This is a genomic window from Kineococcus rugosus, assembly GCF_050871975.1.
GTDB lineage: Bacteria > Actinomycetota > Actinomycetes > Actinomycetales > Kineococcaceae > Kineococcus.
The window spans coordinates 189,330-204,374 of the sequence record NZ_JBJLSJ010000002.1; the positions used below are offsets into that span (position 1 = coordinate 189,330).

At 70.3% G+C, this 15,045-nt stretch carries 19 protein-coding genes; 15 read left to right on the forward strand and 4 right to left on the reverse strand.

The features are described 5' to 3' along the window. The first annotated feature begins 48 nt into the window (after positions 1-48). The 4 genes from ACRYM6_RS01965 (at position 49) to ACRYM6_RS01980 (ending at position 5,256) form a co-directional block, all read left to right on the forward strand. Entirely contained in the window at positions 49-1,398 is a 1,350-nt protein-coding gene (locus ACRYM6_RS01965) for an MFS transporter (RefSeq protein WP_432540787.1), read from the forward strand. Next, entirely contained in the window at positions 1,395-2,741 is a 1,347-nt protein-coding gene (locus tag ACRYM6_RS01970; protein WP_432540741.1) for an MFS transporter, read from the forward strand. The genes ACRYM6_RS01965 and ACRYM6_RS01970 overlap by 4 nt, the downstream gene beginning before the upstream one ends. Continuing rightward, positions 2,738-3,340, forward strand: a complete 603-nt coding sequence (locus tag ACRYM6_RS01975; RefSeq protein ID WP_432540742.1) for a prolyl-tRNA synthetase associated domain-containing protein — start codon at positions 2,738-2,740, stop codon at positions 3,338-3,340. The genes ACRYM6_RS01970 and ACRYM6_RS01975 overlap by 4 nt, the downstream gene beginning before the upstream one ends. Positions 3,341-4,584: 1,244 nt before the next feature. After that, positions 4,585-5,256, forward strand: coding sequence for a hypothetical protein (locus ACRYM6_RS01980; RefSeq protein WP_432540743.1), 672 nt, complete (start codon positions 4,585-4,587; stop codon positions 5,254-5,256). Positions 5,257-5,369: 113 nt separating this feature from the next. Here ACRYM6_RS01980 and ACRYM6_RS01985 read toward each other — a convergent pair whose 3' ends face one another. Together ACRYM6_RS01985 and ACRYM6_RS01990 are read right to left on the reverse strand one after the other, a co-directional pair. Further along, positions 5,370-5,591: a hypothetical protein gene (locus ACRYM6_RS01985; protein WP_432540744.1), complete on the reverse strand. Its 222-nt coding sequence runs from the start codon at positions 5,589-5,591 to the stop codon at positions 5,370-5,372. A 126-nt stretch (positions 5,592-5,717) separates the two neighbouring features. Further along, positions 5,718-5,963: a hypothetical protein gene (locus ACRYM6_RS01990; protein ID WP_432540745.1), complete on the reverse strand. Its 246-nt coding sequence runs from the start codon at positions 5,961-5,963 to the stop codon at positions 5,718-5,720. 389 nt (positions 5,964-6,352) lie between these two features. On the opposite strand from ACRYM6_RS01990, the gene ACRYM6_RS01995 reads away from it, so the two are divergent. The 4 genes from ACRYM6_RS01995 (at position 6,353) to ACRYM6_RS02010 (ending at position 8,601) form a co-directional block, all read left to right on the forward strand. After that, positions 6,353-7,030: a DJ-1/PfpI family protein gene (locus tag ACRYM6_RS01995; RefSeq protein WP_432540747.1), complete on the forward strand. Its 678-nt coding sequence runs from the start codon at positions 6,353-6,355 to the stop codon at positions 7,028-7,030. Positions 7,031-7,241: 211 nt separating this feature from the next. Further along, the gene (locus ACRYM6_RS02000; RefSeq protein ID WP_432540748.1) at positions 7,242-7,670 is read left to right on the forward strand and encodes a hypothetical protein; all 429 of its coding nucleotides are present in this window, start codon (positions 7,242-7,244) and stop codon (positions 7,668-7,670) included. Positions 7,671-7,782: 112 nt separating this feature from the next. Then, positions 7,783-8,058: a hypothetical protein gene (locus tag ACRYM6_RS02005; protein ID WP_432540749.1), complete on the forward strand. Its 276-nt coding sequence runs from the start codon at positions 7,783-7,785 to the stop codon at positions 8,056-8,058. A gap of 60 nt (positions 8,059-8,118) precedes the next feature. After that, a complete protein-coding gene (locus ACRYM6_RS02010; RefSeq protein ID WP_432540751.1) occupies positions 8,119-8,601 on the forward strand; it encodes a hypothetical protein in 483 nt (160 codons plus the stop codon). A 131-nt stretch (positions 8,602-8,732) separates the two neighbouring features. Here ACRYM6_RS02010 and ACRYM6_RS02015 read toward each other — a convergent pair whose 3' ends face one another. Both ACRYM6_RS02015 and ACRYM6_RS02020 read right to left on the reverse strand, forming a co-directional pair. Beyond that, positions 8,733-9,521, reverse strand: coding sequence for a hypothetical protein (locus ACRYM6_RS02015; protein ID WP_432540752.1), 789 nt, complete (start codon positions 9,519-9,521; stop codon positions 8,733-8,735). A 395-nt stretch (positions 9,522-9,916) separates the two neighbouring features. Beyond that, positions 9,917-10,081, reverse strand: coding sequence for a hypothetical protein (locus ACRYM6_RS02020; protein ID WP_432540754.1), 165 nt, complete (start codon positions 10,079-10,081; stop codon positions 9,917-9,919). A 122-nt stretch (positions 10,082-10,203) separates the two neighbouring features. Here ACRYM6_RS02020 and ACRYM6_RS02025 point away from each other — a divergent pair, with 122 nt between their 5' ends. From ACRYM6_RS02025 to ACRYM6_RS02055, 7 genes are all read left to right on the forward strand, one after another. Beyond that, complete coding sequence (locus ACRYM6_RS02025) at positions 10,204-10,536, forward strand: hypothetical protein (RefSeq protein WP_432540756.1); 333 nt, start codon at positions 10,204-10,206, stop codon at positions 10,534-10,536. 127 nt (positions 10,537-10,663) lie between these two features. Further along, positions 10,664-11,566, forward strand: a complete 903-nt coding sequence (locus ACRYM6_RS02030; RefSeq protein ID WP_432540758.1) for a PHP domain-containing protein — start codon at positions 10,664-10,666, stop codon at positions 11,564-11,566. Positions 11,567-11,726: 160 nt separating this feature from the next. After that, positions 11,727-12,317 carry a GNAT family N-acetyltransferase gene (locus ACRYM6_RS02035; protein WP_432540759.1) on the forward strand — a complete coding sequence of 197 codons (591 nt, stop codon included), beginning with the start codon at positions 11,727-11,729 and terminating at the stop codon, positions 12,315-12,317. Between the two features lie 598 nt (positions 12,318-12,915). Further along, positions 12,916-13,245, forward strand: coding sequence for an ArsR/SmtB family transcription factor (locus ACRYM6_RS02040; protein WP_432540760.1), 330 nt, complete (start codon positions 12,916-12,918; stop codon positions 13,243-13,245). Between the two features lie 38 nt (positions 13,246-13,283). Beyond that, positions 13,284-13,760, forward strand: coding sequence for an SRPBCC domain-containing protein (locus ACRYM6_RS02045; protein ID WP_432540761.1), 477 nt, complete (start codon positions 13,284-13,286; stop codon positions 13,758-13,760). After that, positions 13,757-14,395, forward strand: coding sequence for a dihydrofolate reductase family protein (locus ACRYM6_RS02050; RefSeq protein WP_432540763.1), 639 nt, complete (start codon positions 13,757-13,759; stop codon positions 14,393-14,395). The genes ACRYM6_RS02045 and ACRYM6_RS02050 overlap by 4 nt, the downstream gene beginning before the upstream one ends. 88 nt (positions 14,396-14,483) lie before the next feature. Next, entirely contained in the window at positions 14,484-14,894 is a 411-nt protein-coding gene (locus ACRYM6_RS02055) for a hypothetical protein (RefSeq protein WP_432540764.1), read from the forward strand. Positions 14,895-15,045: the final 151 nt, after the last annotated feature.

Sequence of the window (15,045 nt, forward strand, 5' to 3'; positions counted from 1 at the left end):
CCCCTCGCCACCCACATGAGCAGCCCCACCTCCCAGGAGAAGCACTCGATGGCCCGCACCGAGATCGAAGCCGCCCAGGCCATCGGCCGCGATGAGTCCCAACGCGCCCGCCTGCAGCGGCGCACCCTGAGCGTGGTGGTCGCCAGCCAGGTCCTCGGCGGCGCCGGCCTGGCCGCCGGAGTGACCGTGGGGGCGCTGCTGGCCCAGCAGATGCTCGGCAGCGACAGCGCCGCCGGGGCCCCCACCGCCTTGTTCACCCTCGGCTCGGCCTTCGCCGCCTTCGCCGTCGGGCGCTTCAGCCAGACCCGCGGACGGCGCATCGGCCTGGGCGCGGGGTTCACCGCCGGTGGCCTGGGCGCGATCGGGGTCGTGCTCGCCGCGGCCACCGACAGCATCGTGCTGCTGTTCGCCGCGCTGCTGGTCTACGGCTCGGGCACGGCCACCAACCTGCAGGCCCGCTACGCCGGCACCGACCTGGCCCCGGCCGCCCGGCGCGGCACCGCGATCAGCATCGCGATGGTCTCCACCACCGCCGGGGCGGTGGCCGGGCCCAATCTCGTCGGGCCGATGGGATCGGTGGCAGAAGCCCTGGGCATCCCGGCGCTGGCCGGGCCGTTCCTGCTGGCGGCGGTGGCCTACCTGGCCGCCGGGGCCGCACTGTTCACCTTCCTGCGCCCTGACCCCTTCCTCGTCGCCCGCCGCCTGCAGACGCTGGAGGCCGCACAGGCAGCGGACGTCGATCCCGCCGGTGCCGGTGCCGGTGCCGGTGTCGGCGCCGGTGCGGGTGCCGGTGTCGACGCCGGTGCCCGCGAGGTCGAGGTTCCGCGGGCGGGGACCGGCGCCTACGTCGGGGCCACCGTCATGGTCCTCACCCAGATCGCCATGGTCGCGATCATGACGATGACCCCGGTGCACATGCGCGCCCACCACCACGACCTCGGCCAGATCGGCCTGGTCATCGGGGTGCACATCGGCTCGATGTACCTGCCCTCGCTGATCACCGGCGCCCTGGTGGACCGCATCGGGCGCACCCCGATGGCCATCGCCTCCGGTGTGACGCTGCTGGCCGCCGGGATCGTGGCCGCCTTCGCCCCCGGGGACTCCCTGGGTCTGCTGATCACCGCGTTGGCGCTGCTGGGCATCGGGTGGAACTGCGGGCTGATCTCCGGCACCGCCCTGGTCGTCGATGCCACCGTGCCGGCCAACCGCCCCCGCACCCAGGGCACCATCGACGTGCTCATCGCCCTGGCCGGCGCCGGCGGCGGCGCGATGTCCGGAGTGGTCATGGCCGCCAGCAGCTACAGCACCCTGTCCCTGGGCGGCGGCGTCCTCGCGCTGCTGCTCATCCCCGTCCTGCTCTGGGCCCGCGGCGCCACGCGCAAGCCGGTGAGCGCGTGAACCGGCCCGCCACACCCACACCCGAACCGGCGCCCGCACCCGAGGCGGGCATCCGGCTGGGGCTGCGGGAGAACGCCGCGCAGTTCACCCTGCTGGTGATCGTCAACGCCCTGGTCGGCGGGATGGTCGGTCAGCAGCAGACGGTGCTGCCGCTGCTGGCCGAACGCGACTTCGGCCTCAGCGGCTACTCCTTCATCTTCGCCTACGTCGCCGCGTTCGGGATCACCAAGGCCGCCACCAATTACCTCGCCGGCACTCTGGCCGACCGCTTCGGGCGCAAGCCGGTGCTGGTGGCCGGGTGGCTGTTCGCCATCCCCGTCCCGCTGCTGATCATCTGGGCGCCCAGCTGGGGCTGGGTCCTTGTGGCCAACGTGCTCCTCGGCGTCAACCAGGGCCTGTCGTGGTCGACGACGGTGATAATGAAGATCGACCTGGTCGGCCCCGCCCGGCGCGGGCTGGCCATGGGCCTGAACGAGGCCGCCGGCTACGGCGCGGTCGCCATCACCTCCCTGATCGCGGGCAACCTGGCCCAAAGCCACGGTCTGCGCCCGGCGCCGTTCCTGCTGGGCCTGGGCTACACCGTCATTGCCCTGGGCCTGTCCATGATCTTCATCCGTGAGACCCGTGAGCACGCCCGCCTCGAAGCGGCCAGCGCTTCACCGACCCTGACACCAGCGACCTCCAGCAGCGAGGAACACTCAAGCAGCGGTGCACGGACCACCGGCGGGGACCGGGCGGTGTTCGCCGACGCCACCTGGCGCGAGCCGGCACTGGCCTCGGCCAGCCAGGCCGGGCTGGTCAACAACCTCAACTTCGGGCTGTCCTGGGGCGTCTTCCCGCTGCTGTTCGCCACCGCCGACCTGAGCGTGGCGCAGATCGGGCTGCTCGTCGCCCTCTACCCGGCGGTGTGGGGAGCCGGGCAGCTGGCCACCGGCTGGCTCAGTGATCTGTGGGGGCGCAAGCGCTTCGTCAGCTTCGGCATGCTCGCCCAGGCCGCCGCCTTGGCCGTCATCGCCGCCTCCCATGGCATGGCCGGCTGGGCGACCGGCAGCGTGCTGCTGGGGCTGGGTACCGCGGCGGTCTACCCCGCGCTGCTGGCCGTGGTCGGTGACGTCGCCCACCCCTCCTGGCGCGCCCGCGCCGTGGGGGTCTACCGCGTCTGGCGCGACCTGGGCTACGCCGTCGGCGCCGTCATGGGCGGCCTGGTCGCCGACGCCGCCGGCCTGAGCGTGGCGGTGTGGGTCGCCGCCGCGCTGTCCCTGCTCTCGGCGCTGGCCGTGATGACCCGCATGTACGAGACCCACCAACCCACCCGCCCGAACTCGGCAGGAGCCACCGCGTGAGCGACCCCAGCAGCGACCCCAGCAGCGACCCTTGGAACGGCGTCACGAGCAGCACCCCTGGCCCGGGCACCTCCCAAGTGCCTACCGGCAGTGAGATCGAGGCCGCGTCCCGTCAGCGACTACTGGACCAGCTGAGCGAGCTGGGCATCGAGACGAGCGTTGTGGACTACCCCGCCCACTCCACCGTCGAGGAAGGCAAGGCACTGCGGGCGCAGATGCACATGAGCGGCACCTTCACCAAGAACCTCTTCCTGCGCGACAAGAAGAACCGGCTCTTCCTGGTCTCCGCCCACGAGGACACCGCGGTGGACTTGAAGACCCTGCACACCAGGATCGGCGCCCAGGGCCGCCTGGGCTTCGCCTCCCCGGAGCTGATGCGCGACCTGCTGGCCATCGAGCCGGGCACGGTGACCCCCATGGGGCTGATGAACGACACCAGCGGCGTGGTCACATGCGTCCTCGAGGAGCGCCTGCTGGGTGAGGAGCAGATCAACTTCCACCCGATGGTCCACACTGAGAGCATCGGGTTGAGCCCTCAGGAGCTGCTCACCTTCTTGGCCTCCTGTGATCATTCACCCACAGTCGTACAGCTTGACTGACGCCTCGGGACGACGCTGCCCATGGGTCCGTCAGCACCTGTCTTGGAGACTCGAACGTCACGACATCGGCATGAGCGCGACCGCGCGACCTTCGTCAGGACCGCGAGGTCGTCGAGCGCGCGGACGGCGGGATGACCGCGTGATGCCCGCTTGCCGTCGGCGCTTGGGCTGGGGTTGGTCGTCGTTGCCAGTTCCGGTCGGCGGGGGCGGCAGGGACCTTGGAGGTGCGCTGGCTGTTCATGGCGGTGTGCGCCATCCGCAGAGGTGGTAGCAGGAGTAGCGTCACGGGCACCTGTTCCCCCGCTGGAGGTGGTGCAACGTGATCGCTGGTGTTGTCGTCCTGATCGTGACGATGGTGCTGACGCACTTCGCGTCGGTGCGGATCGAGCGTCACGAACGCCGTAGCGGCGCCCGCTCGACGCCGTGGGTCGGAGGATGGGGCAGCTGAGCGTGGACCGCCGGTGGCCGGGGCTTCTCCGGCCTGAGCAGCGTCTGCGAGTCGTCGTACCCGTTCGCGAGAGGTACCTGTAGGGGCCGCTCGGCTGGGCAGGAGAGCACCGTTGCGCCACGGTGTCCCGGAAGCTGGCTGAGTCGGGCGATGACGTCCACGACGACGAGGTGACTGCGCGGACAGCGGGGTGGCCGGGCGTTTGACGGGCTGCGCTGAGACGTGGTCAAGCCGGGAATGCAGTGGTGCGGCGACGGCTTGTAAAGGGTGGTCGATCCGCTGCATGTCCCCGGGCCTCACCTTCAGCCGCTTCGAGCGGCCTCTCGCCGAGAGGCGACTGCCGGATCGATCACCACGTCGCGGCCGCTGGGCTACTGAGCTCAGCGGCCGTCGTGCGTGCCGGGCAGGTCAGTGCCGCGTTGAACTCGGCAAGACCGCGAGGTCATCGAGCACCCGGACGGCGGGATGACCGGGCGTCTGACGGGTTGGGCATGGGCATGGTGAGACCGGGAATTTCGGCGCCCATCGACGGTTTGTAGAGGGTGGTTGATCTGCTGCATGTCCCCGGGCCTCACCTTCAGCCGCCTTGAGCGGCCTCTCGCCGAGAGGCGACTGCCGGATCGACCACCACGTCACGGCCGCCGGGCTACTAAGCCCGGCGGCCGTCGTGCGTCCTGAGCGGGTCAGCGCTGCGCTGAACGCGGGATGACCGTGACGTCGCGGTCACTGGGGTGCGAGCGTGGGAACCGATCCGCCTGGTGGTGCGAGAGCCGCCTGCCGAGGAGTGGAGGTGCACGTGTCCGGTGAAGCCCAGCCGTCCCTGCCACACGGGGTGCTGCAGGCTCTCGAGGCGTTGGTCGCCGGAGACGGGATCACCGAGGCATGGCTCGGGGGTGGTCGCCATCCGGACTCGCTGTCCTACCCGTGGGCTCCGGTGAGCGAGGTGCGGCTGCGCCTGGTGACCGGCTTCCCCGTCCCGCGGTTGTCGCCGCGCGCGGTCGCCGGCCGATGCGAGGTGCTGGCCGTCCCGGGGCGCGACGGCGAACCGTTCTTCGACGTCGATGAGCGCGGCAGACCCTCGACTTCGGTGTTCGCCGTCTTCTACCTGCCGCAGGACCTGGACTGGCGCCACGCCGCCGCCTCGTCGGTGCTGCGGGAGGAGGTCACTCATCTCTACGCGCACCTGCCGATGGGCGACCGGCCATGGCCGCAATCGGTGGCCCAGCGGCTGGACCGCTTCAACGCCGATGGTTCTCCTCGGCCGTCGGTGACCGACGACTTCACGGTCGTGGAGGTGGACGGGACCAGCGTCGGTGTTCAGGTCGACCGCAGCGGAGCGGCGTGCCTGGGGTGGTCGATCCACCGGTCCTGCGGCGGCGCGGGTCAGGTGTGGAACGTGACGATGATGACGCGGGGATCGGCTGTGGAGGTGGTGCACATGGTGCGGGAGGCTGGCCTACTGCAGTGAGCGGGGACCGTTTGAGAGCGGTACCTGAGGGTGATCGAGCTGCTCGCTGACCGCTTGGTCATCGGCAAGGCCGCGAGGTCGTCGACGTCCACGACAGCGCCATGACCGTGCGGTCAGATGCCCTTCGTTCGACGTCGTCGTCGGCGTCTTACGTCGCTGAAGACGTCGACGCCAATCCAGCCGATGACGCCGACGAGCGACCAAGTCAAGGCGTCTTCCCACGAGCCCCAGATGCGCAGGGTCAGTGCGATCACCAGGAAGCCAAAGACGGCGACGACGCCTGAGATGACCCACTGCTTGGCGGATCGCGGGGCCTCATCGGCGTCGTCTTGCACGCGATCACCATCGCGCATGTCGTCGTTCGAGCGCGCTTCCTTCGCCCAACCGACACCCGCTCGGTCTTCGGCATGACCGTGACGTCCGTGACCGTGAAGTCCAGCGCCTCGTGGGGGAGGGGCCGGTCAGAGGGTGCGCTGGACGTCGGCGGTGGGCCCGTACCGCCAGGCTCCGACCCGAGTCCACCCGTGCCGGGCCAGGGCCTCGTCGAGCTCGTCGTGGCTCCAGAGCAGTCGCACCGGCATAGTGGCGTCGCTGAGACGCTCCAGCGCCTCGGCGGCGTCCATGCCGTCATCGAGGCCGTCGTCGAGGGGGATGCGGCTGTGCTCGTCGCCGGCCAGGGTGGCGGTGCAGCGCGCGGTGAGAGGCACCCGTTGAGGATGCACTGCTGCACTGCTGTGTCCGTCGGTGGCGACCGTCATGCCGCGGCTTGGACAGATGCCTGAGACGTTTGGACAGATGCCTGAGACGTTGGACAGATCGTTTGAGATTTGGACAGATCGTCTGAGACAAGACAGCCGGATGTCCGTTCTCACTCGACCTGTCCTGGCACCAGGCGCATGACCTGCGGTGGGACAGATCGCGTGAGACGGCCAACGGTCAGCTTGTCTCATCCGACCTGTCCTTGTCGAAGATTGCTGGGACCTCGATGAGGTGCGGACGGTGATCCGGTGGGGGAGCCGGGCATGCACCCTCGCGCCCCGAGCACTCCAGGGCAGGCACGTCGAGGTGCCGCAAGCCGGCTGCCTACGCTGAGCCCGTGCCTGACCTGCAGATCGTCGTGCTGCTGTTCCCGAAGGTGACGCAGCTGGACTTCACCGCCCCGGCGCAGGTCTTCGCCCGCCTGCCCGGCACCCGGGTCCACCTGGCCTGGCATGACACCGCGCCGGTGGTCACCGACTGCGGCTGGTCCATCGTGCCCACCACCACCCTCACCGACTGCCCACCGGCGGACATCCTGTTCGTGCCCGGCGGGGAGGGCGTCTTCGACCTGTTCGAGGACGAGGCCGCCTTGGACTTCCTGCGCCGGCAGGCCGCCACGGCGCGGTGGGTCACCTCGGTGTGCACCGGCTCCTTCGCCCTGGCCGCCGCCGGGCTGCTCGGCGGCATGCGGGCCACCAGCCACTGGGCCTCCCTGGAAATGCTCGCCGAGTTCGGGGTGCAGCCGGTGGCCGAACGCGTCGTCGTCGACGGCGCGGTGGTCACCGGTGCCGGCATCACCTCCGGCATGGACTTCGCCCTGCAGCTGGCGGCGCTGGAGTGCGGTGAGGACGTGGCCCGGTGGGTGCAGCTGGCGCTGGAGTACGACCCGGCACCCCCGTTCGACCACGGCTCCCCACGCACCGCTGACCCCGAGACGGTGCGCCTGGCCCGGCAGCGGGCCCGCGACAGTCGCCTCGAGCGCGTTCAGCGGGCGGCTCACCGTCTGACCGCGTGAAGAAGCGCTGCCGTGCCCTGAGCCGGCGACGACTTTTCGGGGTGGCGGGATGGACGGCCACCGACCGCCGTGAGCAGCGCGACCCGCGCCATGACCGTGACCTCGCCCGCAGGGCGCCACGACCGTGACGTCGCCCAATTGGAGCAACCCAGCCGTCTGTCCTGATGCGGCTTTGGCTGAGCCTGGCAAGGTCACGCCCATGGGTGCTCCGGTGTCGATCCTCGGCAAGGACCTGGTCGTGGAGAGAGCCTGGTCGCGCAGACCACGCATCCTGCACGACGGCGAGGAACTGCCCCGAGACCGCTGGGGCGCTCCAGTCCTGCTCGATGAGGACGGCCGCAGTCACCAAGTGCAAGCCACCTTCAGTTGGGGGCAGCTGAGCCCGGTGGTGGAAGTGGACGGGCAGCGGATCCCGACCGTGGCGCCGCTGTCGAACCCGGCGCGACTGGCTCTGCTGGCCGTCATCGCCGTGGGCTTCGTGGGTGGTCTGCTCGGTGTGGTGCTGTGCGTGAGCTCTGCTTTGGTCAGTGCTGCGCTGTTGCGCCGGCCCGGGCGTCGTGGGGCTCACGTGGTCGCTGCGGTCCTTGTGCCGCTGGTAGCGGTCCTCGTGCTCGTCCTGGTTGCTTTCTGGGTGCAGTAGCGCCCGCGGCAGCTAGTCACCGGGGTAACCGCGCGGACGGCGCCATGACCGCGACGTCGCGGGGCGCTGATGGGACTGCCTTCGGCAGGCTGACTTGTGATGAGCTGGCCGGATGGATGAGTGGATCACTGCCCGACGCCCGCGTACAGGCAAAGTCACGGTGGGGAAATGGGGCGGTGACACGCTGCACGTGGAGCCTGATGATCAAGCTGAGGGTGCCTGGCACCTGTTCTTGACCGGCTCCAGCAGCGGCTGGGACATCTTCGCTGAGGACGCGAGCCAGCTGCGCGAGTGGCTCGATGACCCGCAGTACGGTTTTCAGCTGGATGCCAAGCGAACCTGGTCGTCGCGCTGCTGCACAGCGAGCCACTCGCGCATGGCGCCATGACCGTGACGTCGCCCGCGGAGTGGGATAACCAGGCGGGGTGGTCGGTTGCTTCGTGGCAGCGTGGTGAGCATGTCGGAGGCTGCTGGTGCTGAAGCGGCACCGCCGTTCGTGGTGAGGATGCGGCAGGCCCTGGATGAGGCAGTCGCGCGTCACCGTCACCAGGTCAGCGTCCAACACGTCGACTACGACGGGCATGGACCGTACGGGTGGGAGTCGAGGTTGCAGCTGAGCGGCCACCCGGAGGTGGAGGCTGTCTTCTGGTACGACGGCGCAGACCAGGACGTCATGTTTTGGGGCGATGCTCCTTACCGTGAGTGGTTTCTGGTGGCCGACGAGCTGGAGTACGTCGCTGAGCAGCGGAGCTACGTGCTGGATGAGCACGACGTCCAGGTCTGCCTGCGTGAGATGCAGGAGGTCGTGGACGGTCTCGCAGGTCCAGGCTGGCAGAAGGCCATCACGCAGGCCGCGCTCCGACAGCGCCTGGATGCGCGTCCTCGTTGGCAACGACTGCTCTTCCCGCGAGCCGCAGAGCGCTGGCCTTGAGCTTCAGATGAGCCCGTAGCGGCTGCACATGGGCGCACCAGCCCACGCTCGGTCTTCGGCAAGACCGCGAGGTCATCGAGCACCCGGACGGCGCCATGACCGCATGGTGTCCCCAGAGGATGGGCAGGTGGTCAGTGCCGCATGAGCAGGAGTCCGTCGCCCCAGCCGTCGATGATCTCCCTCGTGTGTTGGTGACCCCTAGCTGCGTCGTGGGCCGCGCATCCGGCTTCGACGCGTATGAAGGTGTCTCGCAGAGCGGCCGGATCGCCGTCGAGGGTCCGTTGCAGCAAGGGCAGCAGGACGTTCGCGGGCCAGTCCGGCAGCGGGTGTTCGCGCAGCTCCCACGGCAGGTACTTGTGGTACGGCCGCACCCGCCCGGCGAGGGCGAAGATCACATCGAGCAGCCACGGCATCGACTCCGCCGCATCCAGGCGGCACTCCAGCCGGTGACCGTCACGGTCGGACTTCAGTGCCCGGTAGACGTAGTTGAGCCAGCCGTCCAGGCGGCTGTGCTCCACCAGGACGTCCTCGACCTCGTCGGGGGTCAAGGTGGCCTGGCGGTGCACGGCGGCGGGGATGCGGCCGGCGGTGCGGTCCAGCAGCGTCGGGACCCAGGCGAAGGACCAGCGGAACCCCCAGCCTCCCGACCCGAAGGCAGGCGCCTGTTCCAGTTTGGTTAGGGGCACCGGTAGTTCGTCGACGGCGGGGGAGCGGGTGGCCGACCGATGCTGGGCCGCCTCATCGGTGAGCACGACGTACACGTCCAGGTCGGAGCGGTCGGTGGCCATGCCCCGGGCGGCGGAGCCGGAGAGCACCAGGCCGAGCAGGCTCTCGCCGTGCTTGGCCTGGTTGCGCTGGGCCAGGTCGGTGATCAGGTGCTGCTGGTGCTGGGTGAGGTGGGCTGGTAGTTGCAGCTCCACGCGGTCTCCTTGGCTCGGTCACGGGCAGGCCAGTGCGCATGCAGGCTGACACACCGCCTCTGCTCGGTCGTGACCATTTCAGGCTGATGGGTCGACCACGGCGTCCGTCCTTGCCTGGAGCTGAGCTCGCAGCTCAACGACCGGCTCGTCCGCAAGACGGAGTTGGCCATGACCTGAGCGGTGGTCCTCTCGAGCGGTGAGTAGGACAAGACCGGTGAGAAGTGCGACAGATCAGATGAGAGGTGTGACAGATGCCGTGAGAATGCGACAGATCAGATGAGAGAGGACACACCGTGTCCGTTCTCACCGGATCTGTCCCGGCCGCACCCTCCTGACCTGCGGTGGGACAGGTCGCGTGAGACGGCAAGCGGCCTACTTGTCTCATCCAATCTGTCCTAGTCGAAGATCACCAGGACCTGCGGGGGAGTGGAGCGGGGTGTCCACGACCGCGCGGCCTGCGGGATGACCGTGAGGTCGCTGGCTGTGTTGAAGCACATGCAGCAGGTCTTGCTCGTTGCGCCAAGCGGGGCGTCGATCCCGTCGCTGTCCGTGCAGCTCATCGCCGGGCAGGCAAGGTAGCCGGATGCACTCACCCGACGGACACCGCGGCGATGGCTTCCTCCTGCCGCGGACGCGGACCTGGCCCCTCGCGGTGTTCGTCGGGTGGTGGGTGGTCGCAGCCTTGAGCGGTTTCGTCTGCGGCTACCTCTTCGTGGCCGCGCCGGGGTGGGCCGGCTCGGAGGTGCCCGTCGGGACGGTCGTCGGGGTCGGCGCTGCTGTGGCCGTGGTGAGCGTGGTGGCGCACCTGTGCATCCACCCCTGGTGGGGGCCCGCGCTGGTCTGGGTGGCGTTCGTGGTGGGCACGGTGCCGACGCTGGCTATGGAGGACGCGTTGTGGCTGGTCGCCGCAGTCATGCTCGGTGGCCTGGTGGCTGCATACGTGGCGGTGGTCAACCTACTGGTCCTTGCTGCCCGGGCTTGGGTGCGGCGTCGCCGGTGGGCTCAGAGCCGATGAACTTCTCGCTCGCGGCGGGTTCAGGCGGCTAGCGATGTGCTGGCTTCTCGGATGACCGCGCGCTTCGCGCGCACTGCGGGATGACCGTGCGGCTGTGGTCCCGGGGTCGCCGCGACAGACTGGGGCGATGCAGCTGCCCGCCGATGGTCACGTGCACAGTCAGTTCTCGTGGGATGCCCGCAAGGTCGGCGACATGGAGGCCACCTGCGCCCGCGCAGTCGCGGTGGGCCTGCCGGCGGTGGCGTTCACCGAGCACGTCGACTTCACCCCCTTCCGCGCTGGCTTCCTGGCTCCCGACTATCCCCACCTGGTCGATGAGAAGGGGCTCTTGAGGGCGCCGGCGCTGGATGTTGCGGAGTACCTCGAGTGTGTGCAGCGGTGCCGGGCGGCGTATCCGCAGTTAACGATCTTGGCGGGGATGGAGGTGGGCCAACCGCATCGGCACGTCGAGCAGGTCGATGCCTTGCTCGCGGCGGGCTCCTTCGACCGGGTGCTGGGCTCGCTGCACTGCCTGCTCGATGGCCCCGCTGGTCTCGACGGCTCTCCTGCTGCGGGCAGCGGTTCTGGGCCGGGTGCGCAGGAGCGTGGTGCGCAGTTCGCCGAGCCGTGGGAGCTGTACCCGCGCTACGAGGCGGATGAGGTGTTCCGCGCCTACCTGGCGGAGATCCCGCGGATGGTGGCTGGGTCGGCGGTGTTCACCGCCTTCGCGCACATCGACTACCCGGTGCGCAGCTGGCCCGAGGATGCAGCGCCGTTCGACCCGCTGGACTTCGAGGAGGAGCTGCGGTGGGCGCTGCGGGCGTTGGCGCAGGGGGAGCGGGCCTTGGAGATCAACACCCGGCGTCCGTTGGAGGCGGTGATCGTGCGGTGGTGGCGGCAGGAGGGCGGGCGGTTGGTCACCTTCGGCAGTGATGCGCACCTTCCGGATCTGGTCGGTGAAGGGCTGGCGGAAGCCGCTGGGCTGGCCGCGGCTGAGGGCTTCGGGCCGGACAGGCACCCGGGCGCTGCCTGGCTGTTTGGAGCCTCCTGACAGCGCGGCCATCGACATGAGCGGAAGATCATCAAGCCCACCGTGACGCTGCGTGGTGTCGGCCTACCGTCTCACCACCGACCGTTTGTGAGACGGTGACCGAACGCGCAGCACGCTGCGTCCGTGCACGGCTCTGCGGGTGAGCTGACACGCTCGGTCGGTGAGCGGAACCGAGCGGGGGACACCCGCACCGTTGGACGCGCTCTCGTGGCCGGTGCGCACCGCCCGCTTGAGCATCCGGCGCGTCAGCGCCGCCGACGAGGAGGCGGTGTGGGCGTACCGGCGCCTGGAGCAGGTCAGCCGGTGGGGTTCGTGGCGCCCTGCTGACCGGGAGGACTGGCGGGCCATCCTCGCCGCGCGGCTGCGCGACCTGCTGGTCGTCGAGCTCGACGGCCGCGTGGTGGGCGACGTGATGGTCAAGGTCGAGGACGGCTGGGCCCAGCGCGAGGTGGGTGAGCGGGCGCGCGGGGTGCAGGCCGAGCTGGGCTGGGCGCTGGATCCGGCCTTCGGTGGGCGCGGCTACGCCAGCGAGGCGGTGCGCGAGGTGCTGCGGGTGTGCTTCGAGGAGCTGGGGCTGCGGCGGGTGACGGCCAACGCCTTCGCCGGCAACGTCGCGTCGATCCGGTTGATGGAGCGCGTCGGGATGCGCCGCGAGGTGCACGCGGTGGCTGACGCCTTGCACCGCGAGCTGGGGTGGGTCGACGGGGTCGGCTACGCCCTGCTGGCGCAGAAGTGGGCCGCCGACCGCTGAGCGTGTCCGGCGCCAGCAGCACACGGGTGGCGCCGTGGTGGTGACCGGGGCTGCGTCAGTGGCTTGGCTGGTCCGGTCGCCCCAGTGGCGGGCGCTCTGCGCCACCAACTGCCACTGGATGTCCTGGACGTTCCCCGCGGGGGCCGGTGATCACCACGGTGACGAGCACTGCCACGGCGGTGACGAGCACTACCGCGCCCAGGGCACTGCACCAGGGCACTGCACCAGGGCACTGCACCAGGGCACTGCACCAGGGCACTGCACCAGGGCACTGCACCCGTGTCGCGCTGGGCGCTCTTCGGCCTTGTCCGGCGTGCGGTGATGAGCCGGAGTCCGCCTGCGGCGGTGAGGGCGCGTGCGTGCTCGAGTGAGCTCGCATGCCTTCGCAGTAGGAGTGCGCTCCTCGACGACCGCGCGCGTCGCGGCCGGCGCCATGACCGTCGGTATCTGCAGCGCAGCGGGCTCACGGGCCGTGAGCGAGGCGGTGACGTCGCGCCCCAGCGTCAGCGGCGATCGTGCCCGCGAGAGCCAAGGCGGTCGCCACGGCACGAAAGTTTGCCCTTGCGCTAACTGTCCTTGCCAGGCCACACTTTGACGTATGGCTAACAATGCGGTGCTCGACGGCGTGTTCACAGCCTTGTCGGATCCGACGCGGCGCGCTGTCATCCAGCGCTTGGGGCGAGGCCCTGCCACCGTTAGCGAACTCGCGGAGCCCTTCCCCATCACGCTGCCGTCCTTCCTCAAGCACGTGCGCGTGCTCGAAGCCAGCGGGCTGATCCGCACCACCAAGTCCGGTCGGGTGCGCACCTGCACCTTGCGACCCGAGGAACTCGAGCCCGTCGCGGAGTGGCTGGCCGCCCAGCGCGACCTCTGGCGCGGGCGCACCGATCGACTTGAAGCCCTCCTCACCGACCACCAGGGAGCTTGACCGTGAACCCCGAACTGACTGTGAACCCTGAACTGACTGTGGACCCTGCACTGGACCTCACCCTCGAACGCCTCATCCGGGCGCCGCGCACGAGCGTCTGGAAGGCGTGGACCGACCCGGCGCTGCTCGCGCGGTGGTGGACGCCCGCGCCGACGCGCACCCGCGTCGACGTGCTCGACGCCAGGCCCGGCGGGGGGTTCGTAACCTCGATGAGCGAGGACGGTCGAGCTTTCACGCCCCACACCGATGCCGTCTTCATCGCCGTGGAGGAGGGCAGCAGGCTGGTCTTCACCAACGCCATCGACAGCACCTGGCGCCCCGCCGCGCCGGCCCCGGTGCCGATGACCGCGCAGGTCACCTTGCGCGATCACCCCGAGGGCACCGAGTACCTCGTCCTCGTCCGGCACGGCACCCCCGCCGACCGCGCTCACCACCACGAGCTGGGCTTCTTCGACGGCTGGGGCTCGGTCACCGACGCCCTCACCCGACTGGCCGAGGGGCAGGTCACCCGGTGAAGATCGTGATCACCGAGTTCGTCACCGTCGACGGGGTCAGCCAAGGCCCCGGCTCCGCGCAGGAGGACCCCACCGGCGGTTTCGACCGCGGCGGCTGGCTGGTGCCGCACATGGACGAGACCTTCCTGCAGCAGGCCTCGCACTGGCTCGACCTGGCCGACGGCTTGCTGCTGGGACGCCGCACCTACGAGGCCTTCGCCCGCGACTGGCCCCAGATTACCGACCCGGACCCCTTTACCGCGCGGATGAACTCGCTGCCGAAGTACGTGGTCAGCAACACCCTCACCCACGGCGCCTGGCACCCCACGACGATCCTGTCCGGCGACCCCCTCGAAGCCGTCGAGACCCTCAGGGCGCGACCGGGCCGGGAGGTGCAGATCCACGGCAGCGCCCGCCTGGCCGCCGCGCTCCTCAGCGCCGGGCTTGTGGACACCCTGCGCCTGGCCGTGGCCCCCACCGTGATCGGTGACGGGCGACGGCTGCTCACCCACCCCGGCGCCGCCATCGGCCTGCGACTGACGGCGCACGACGTCACCCCGGCAGGGATCCTGCTGCTGGAGTACGCCACCACCGGACAGGCGCCCGTGGCGGACTACACCGGCGTCGAGGCCATCACCCAGAGCACCACCACCTGAGCAGGGGGGCTGCACCGGTGATGCCGGATGGTCGAGCCTGCTCGCCGGCAGCTCCCGGCGCACGTGCTCGAGCTGGCACGCTGAGCGGGTGAGCACCTCGCGCGCGGCGTCGTGGACCTGGGGGCAGCGCCTGGAGATCGCCGGCTACGTGCTGGGGATCGTCGGGCTCGCCGTCCTGGGGCTGGAGCAGGCACGGCAGCGCGACTGGCTGTGGGCGCTGCTGGCCGCGGCCACGCTCGTGGTGCTGGCCCGGGCGCTGGTGGGGGAGGTGCGCCGCGGTTCGGCGTCGGGGCGTGCCGCTGAGCAGCGACGCCGGCAGGGCGTGGAGAGCGCCAGGGCCGCCATGACACCCGCCCATCTGTCGGCTCTGGCTCAGGAGCACCACCTGGACGTGGGCACGTCCACGGGCCGCATCGAGCTGATCAAGGTGGTGCGCCGGGCGGATCGGCGCCTGACGCTGGTGGACGCCAAGACGCTCGTCGACGGCCTGGAGCGGTAGGAGTAGTCAGCGGCACCGCGAGCACGGCACCGCGAGCACGGCACCGCGAGCACGGCACCGCGAGCACGGCACCGCGAGCACGGCACCGCGAGCACGGCACCGCGAGCACGGCACCGCGAGCACGGCACCGCGAGCACGGCACCGCGAGCAC

Excerpts from the sequence above, each read along its gene's own strand:
- ACRYM6_RS02005 (WP_432540749.1), top strand. The coding sequence starts at position 7,783 with ATGGATGAGTGGATCACTGCCCGACGCCCGCGTACAGGCAAAGTCACG.
- ACRYM6_RS02030 (WP_432540758.1), top strand. The coding sequence starts at position 10,664 with ATGCAGCTGCCCGCCGATGGTCACGTGCACAGTCAGTTCTCGTGGGAT.
- ACRYM6_RS02040 (WP_432540760.1), top strand. The coding sequence starts at position 12,916 with ATGGCTAACAATGCGGTGCTCGACGGCGTGTTCACAGCCTTGTCGGAT.
- ACRYM6_RS01965 (WP_432540787.1), top strand. The coding sequence starts at position 49 with ATGGCCCGCACCGAGATCGAAGCCGCCCAGGCCATCGGCCGCGATGAG.
- ACRYM6_RS02020 (WP_432540754.1), bottom strand. The coding sequence starts at position 10,081 with ATGAGCTGCACGGACAGCGACGGGATCGACGCCCCGCTTGGCGCAACG.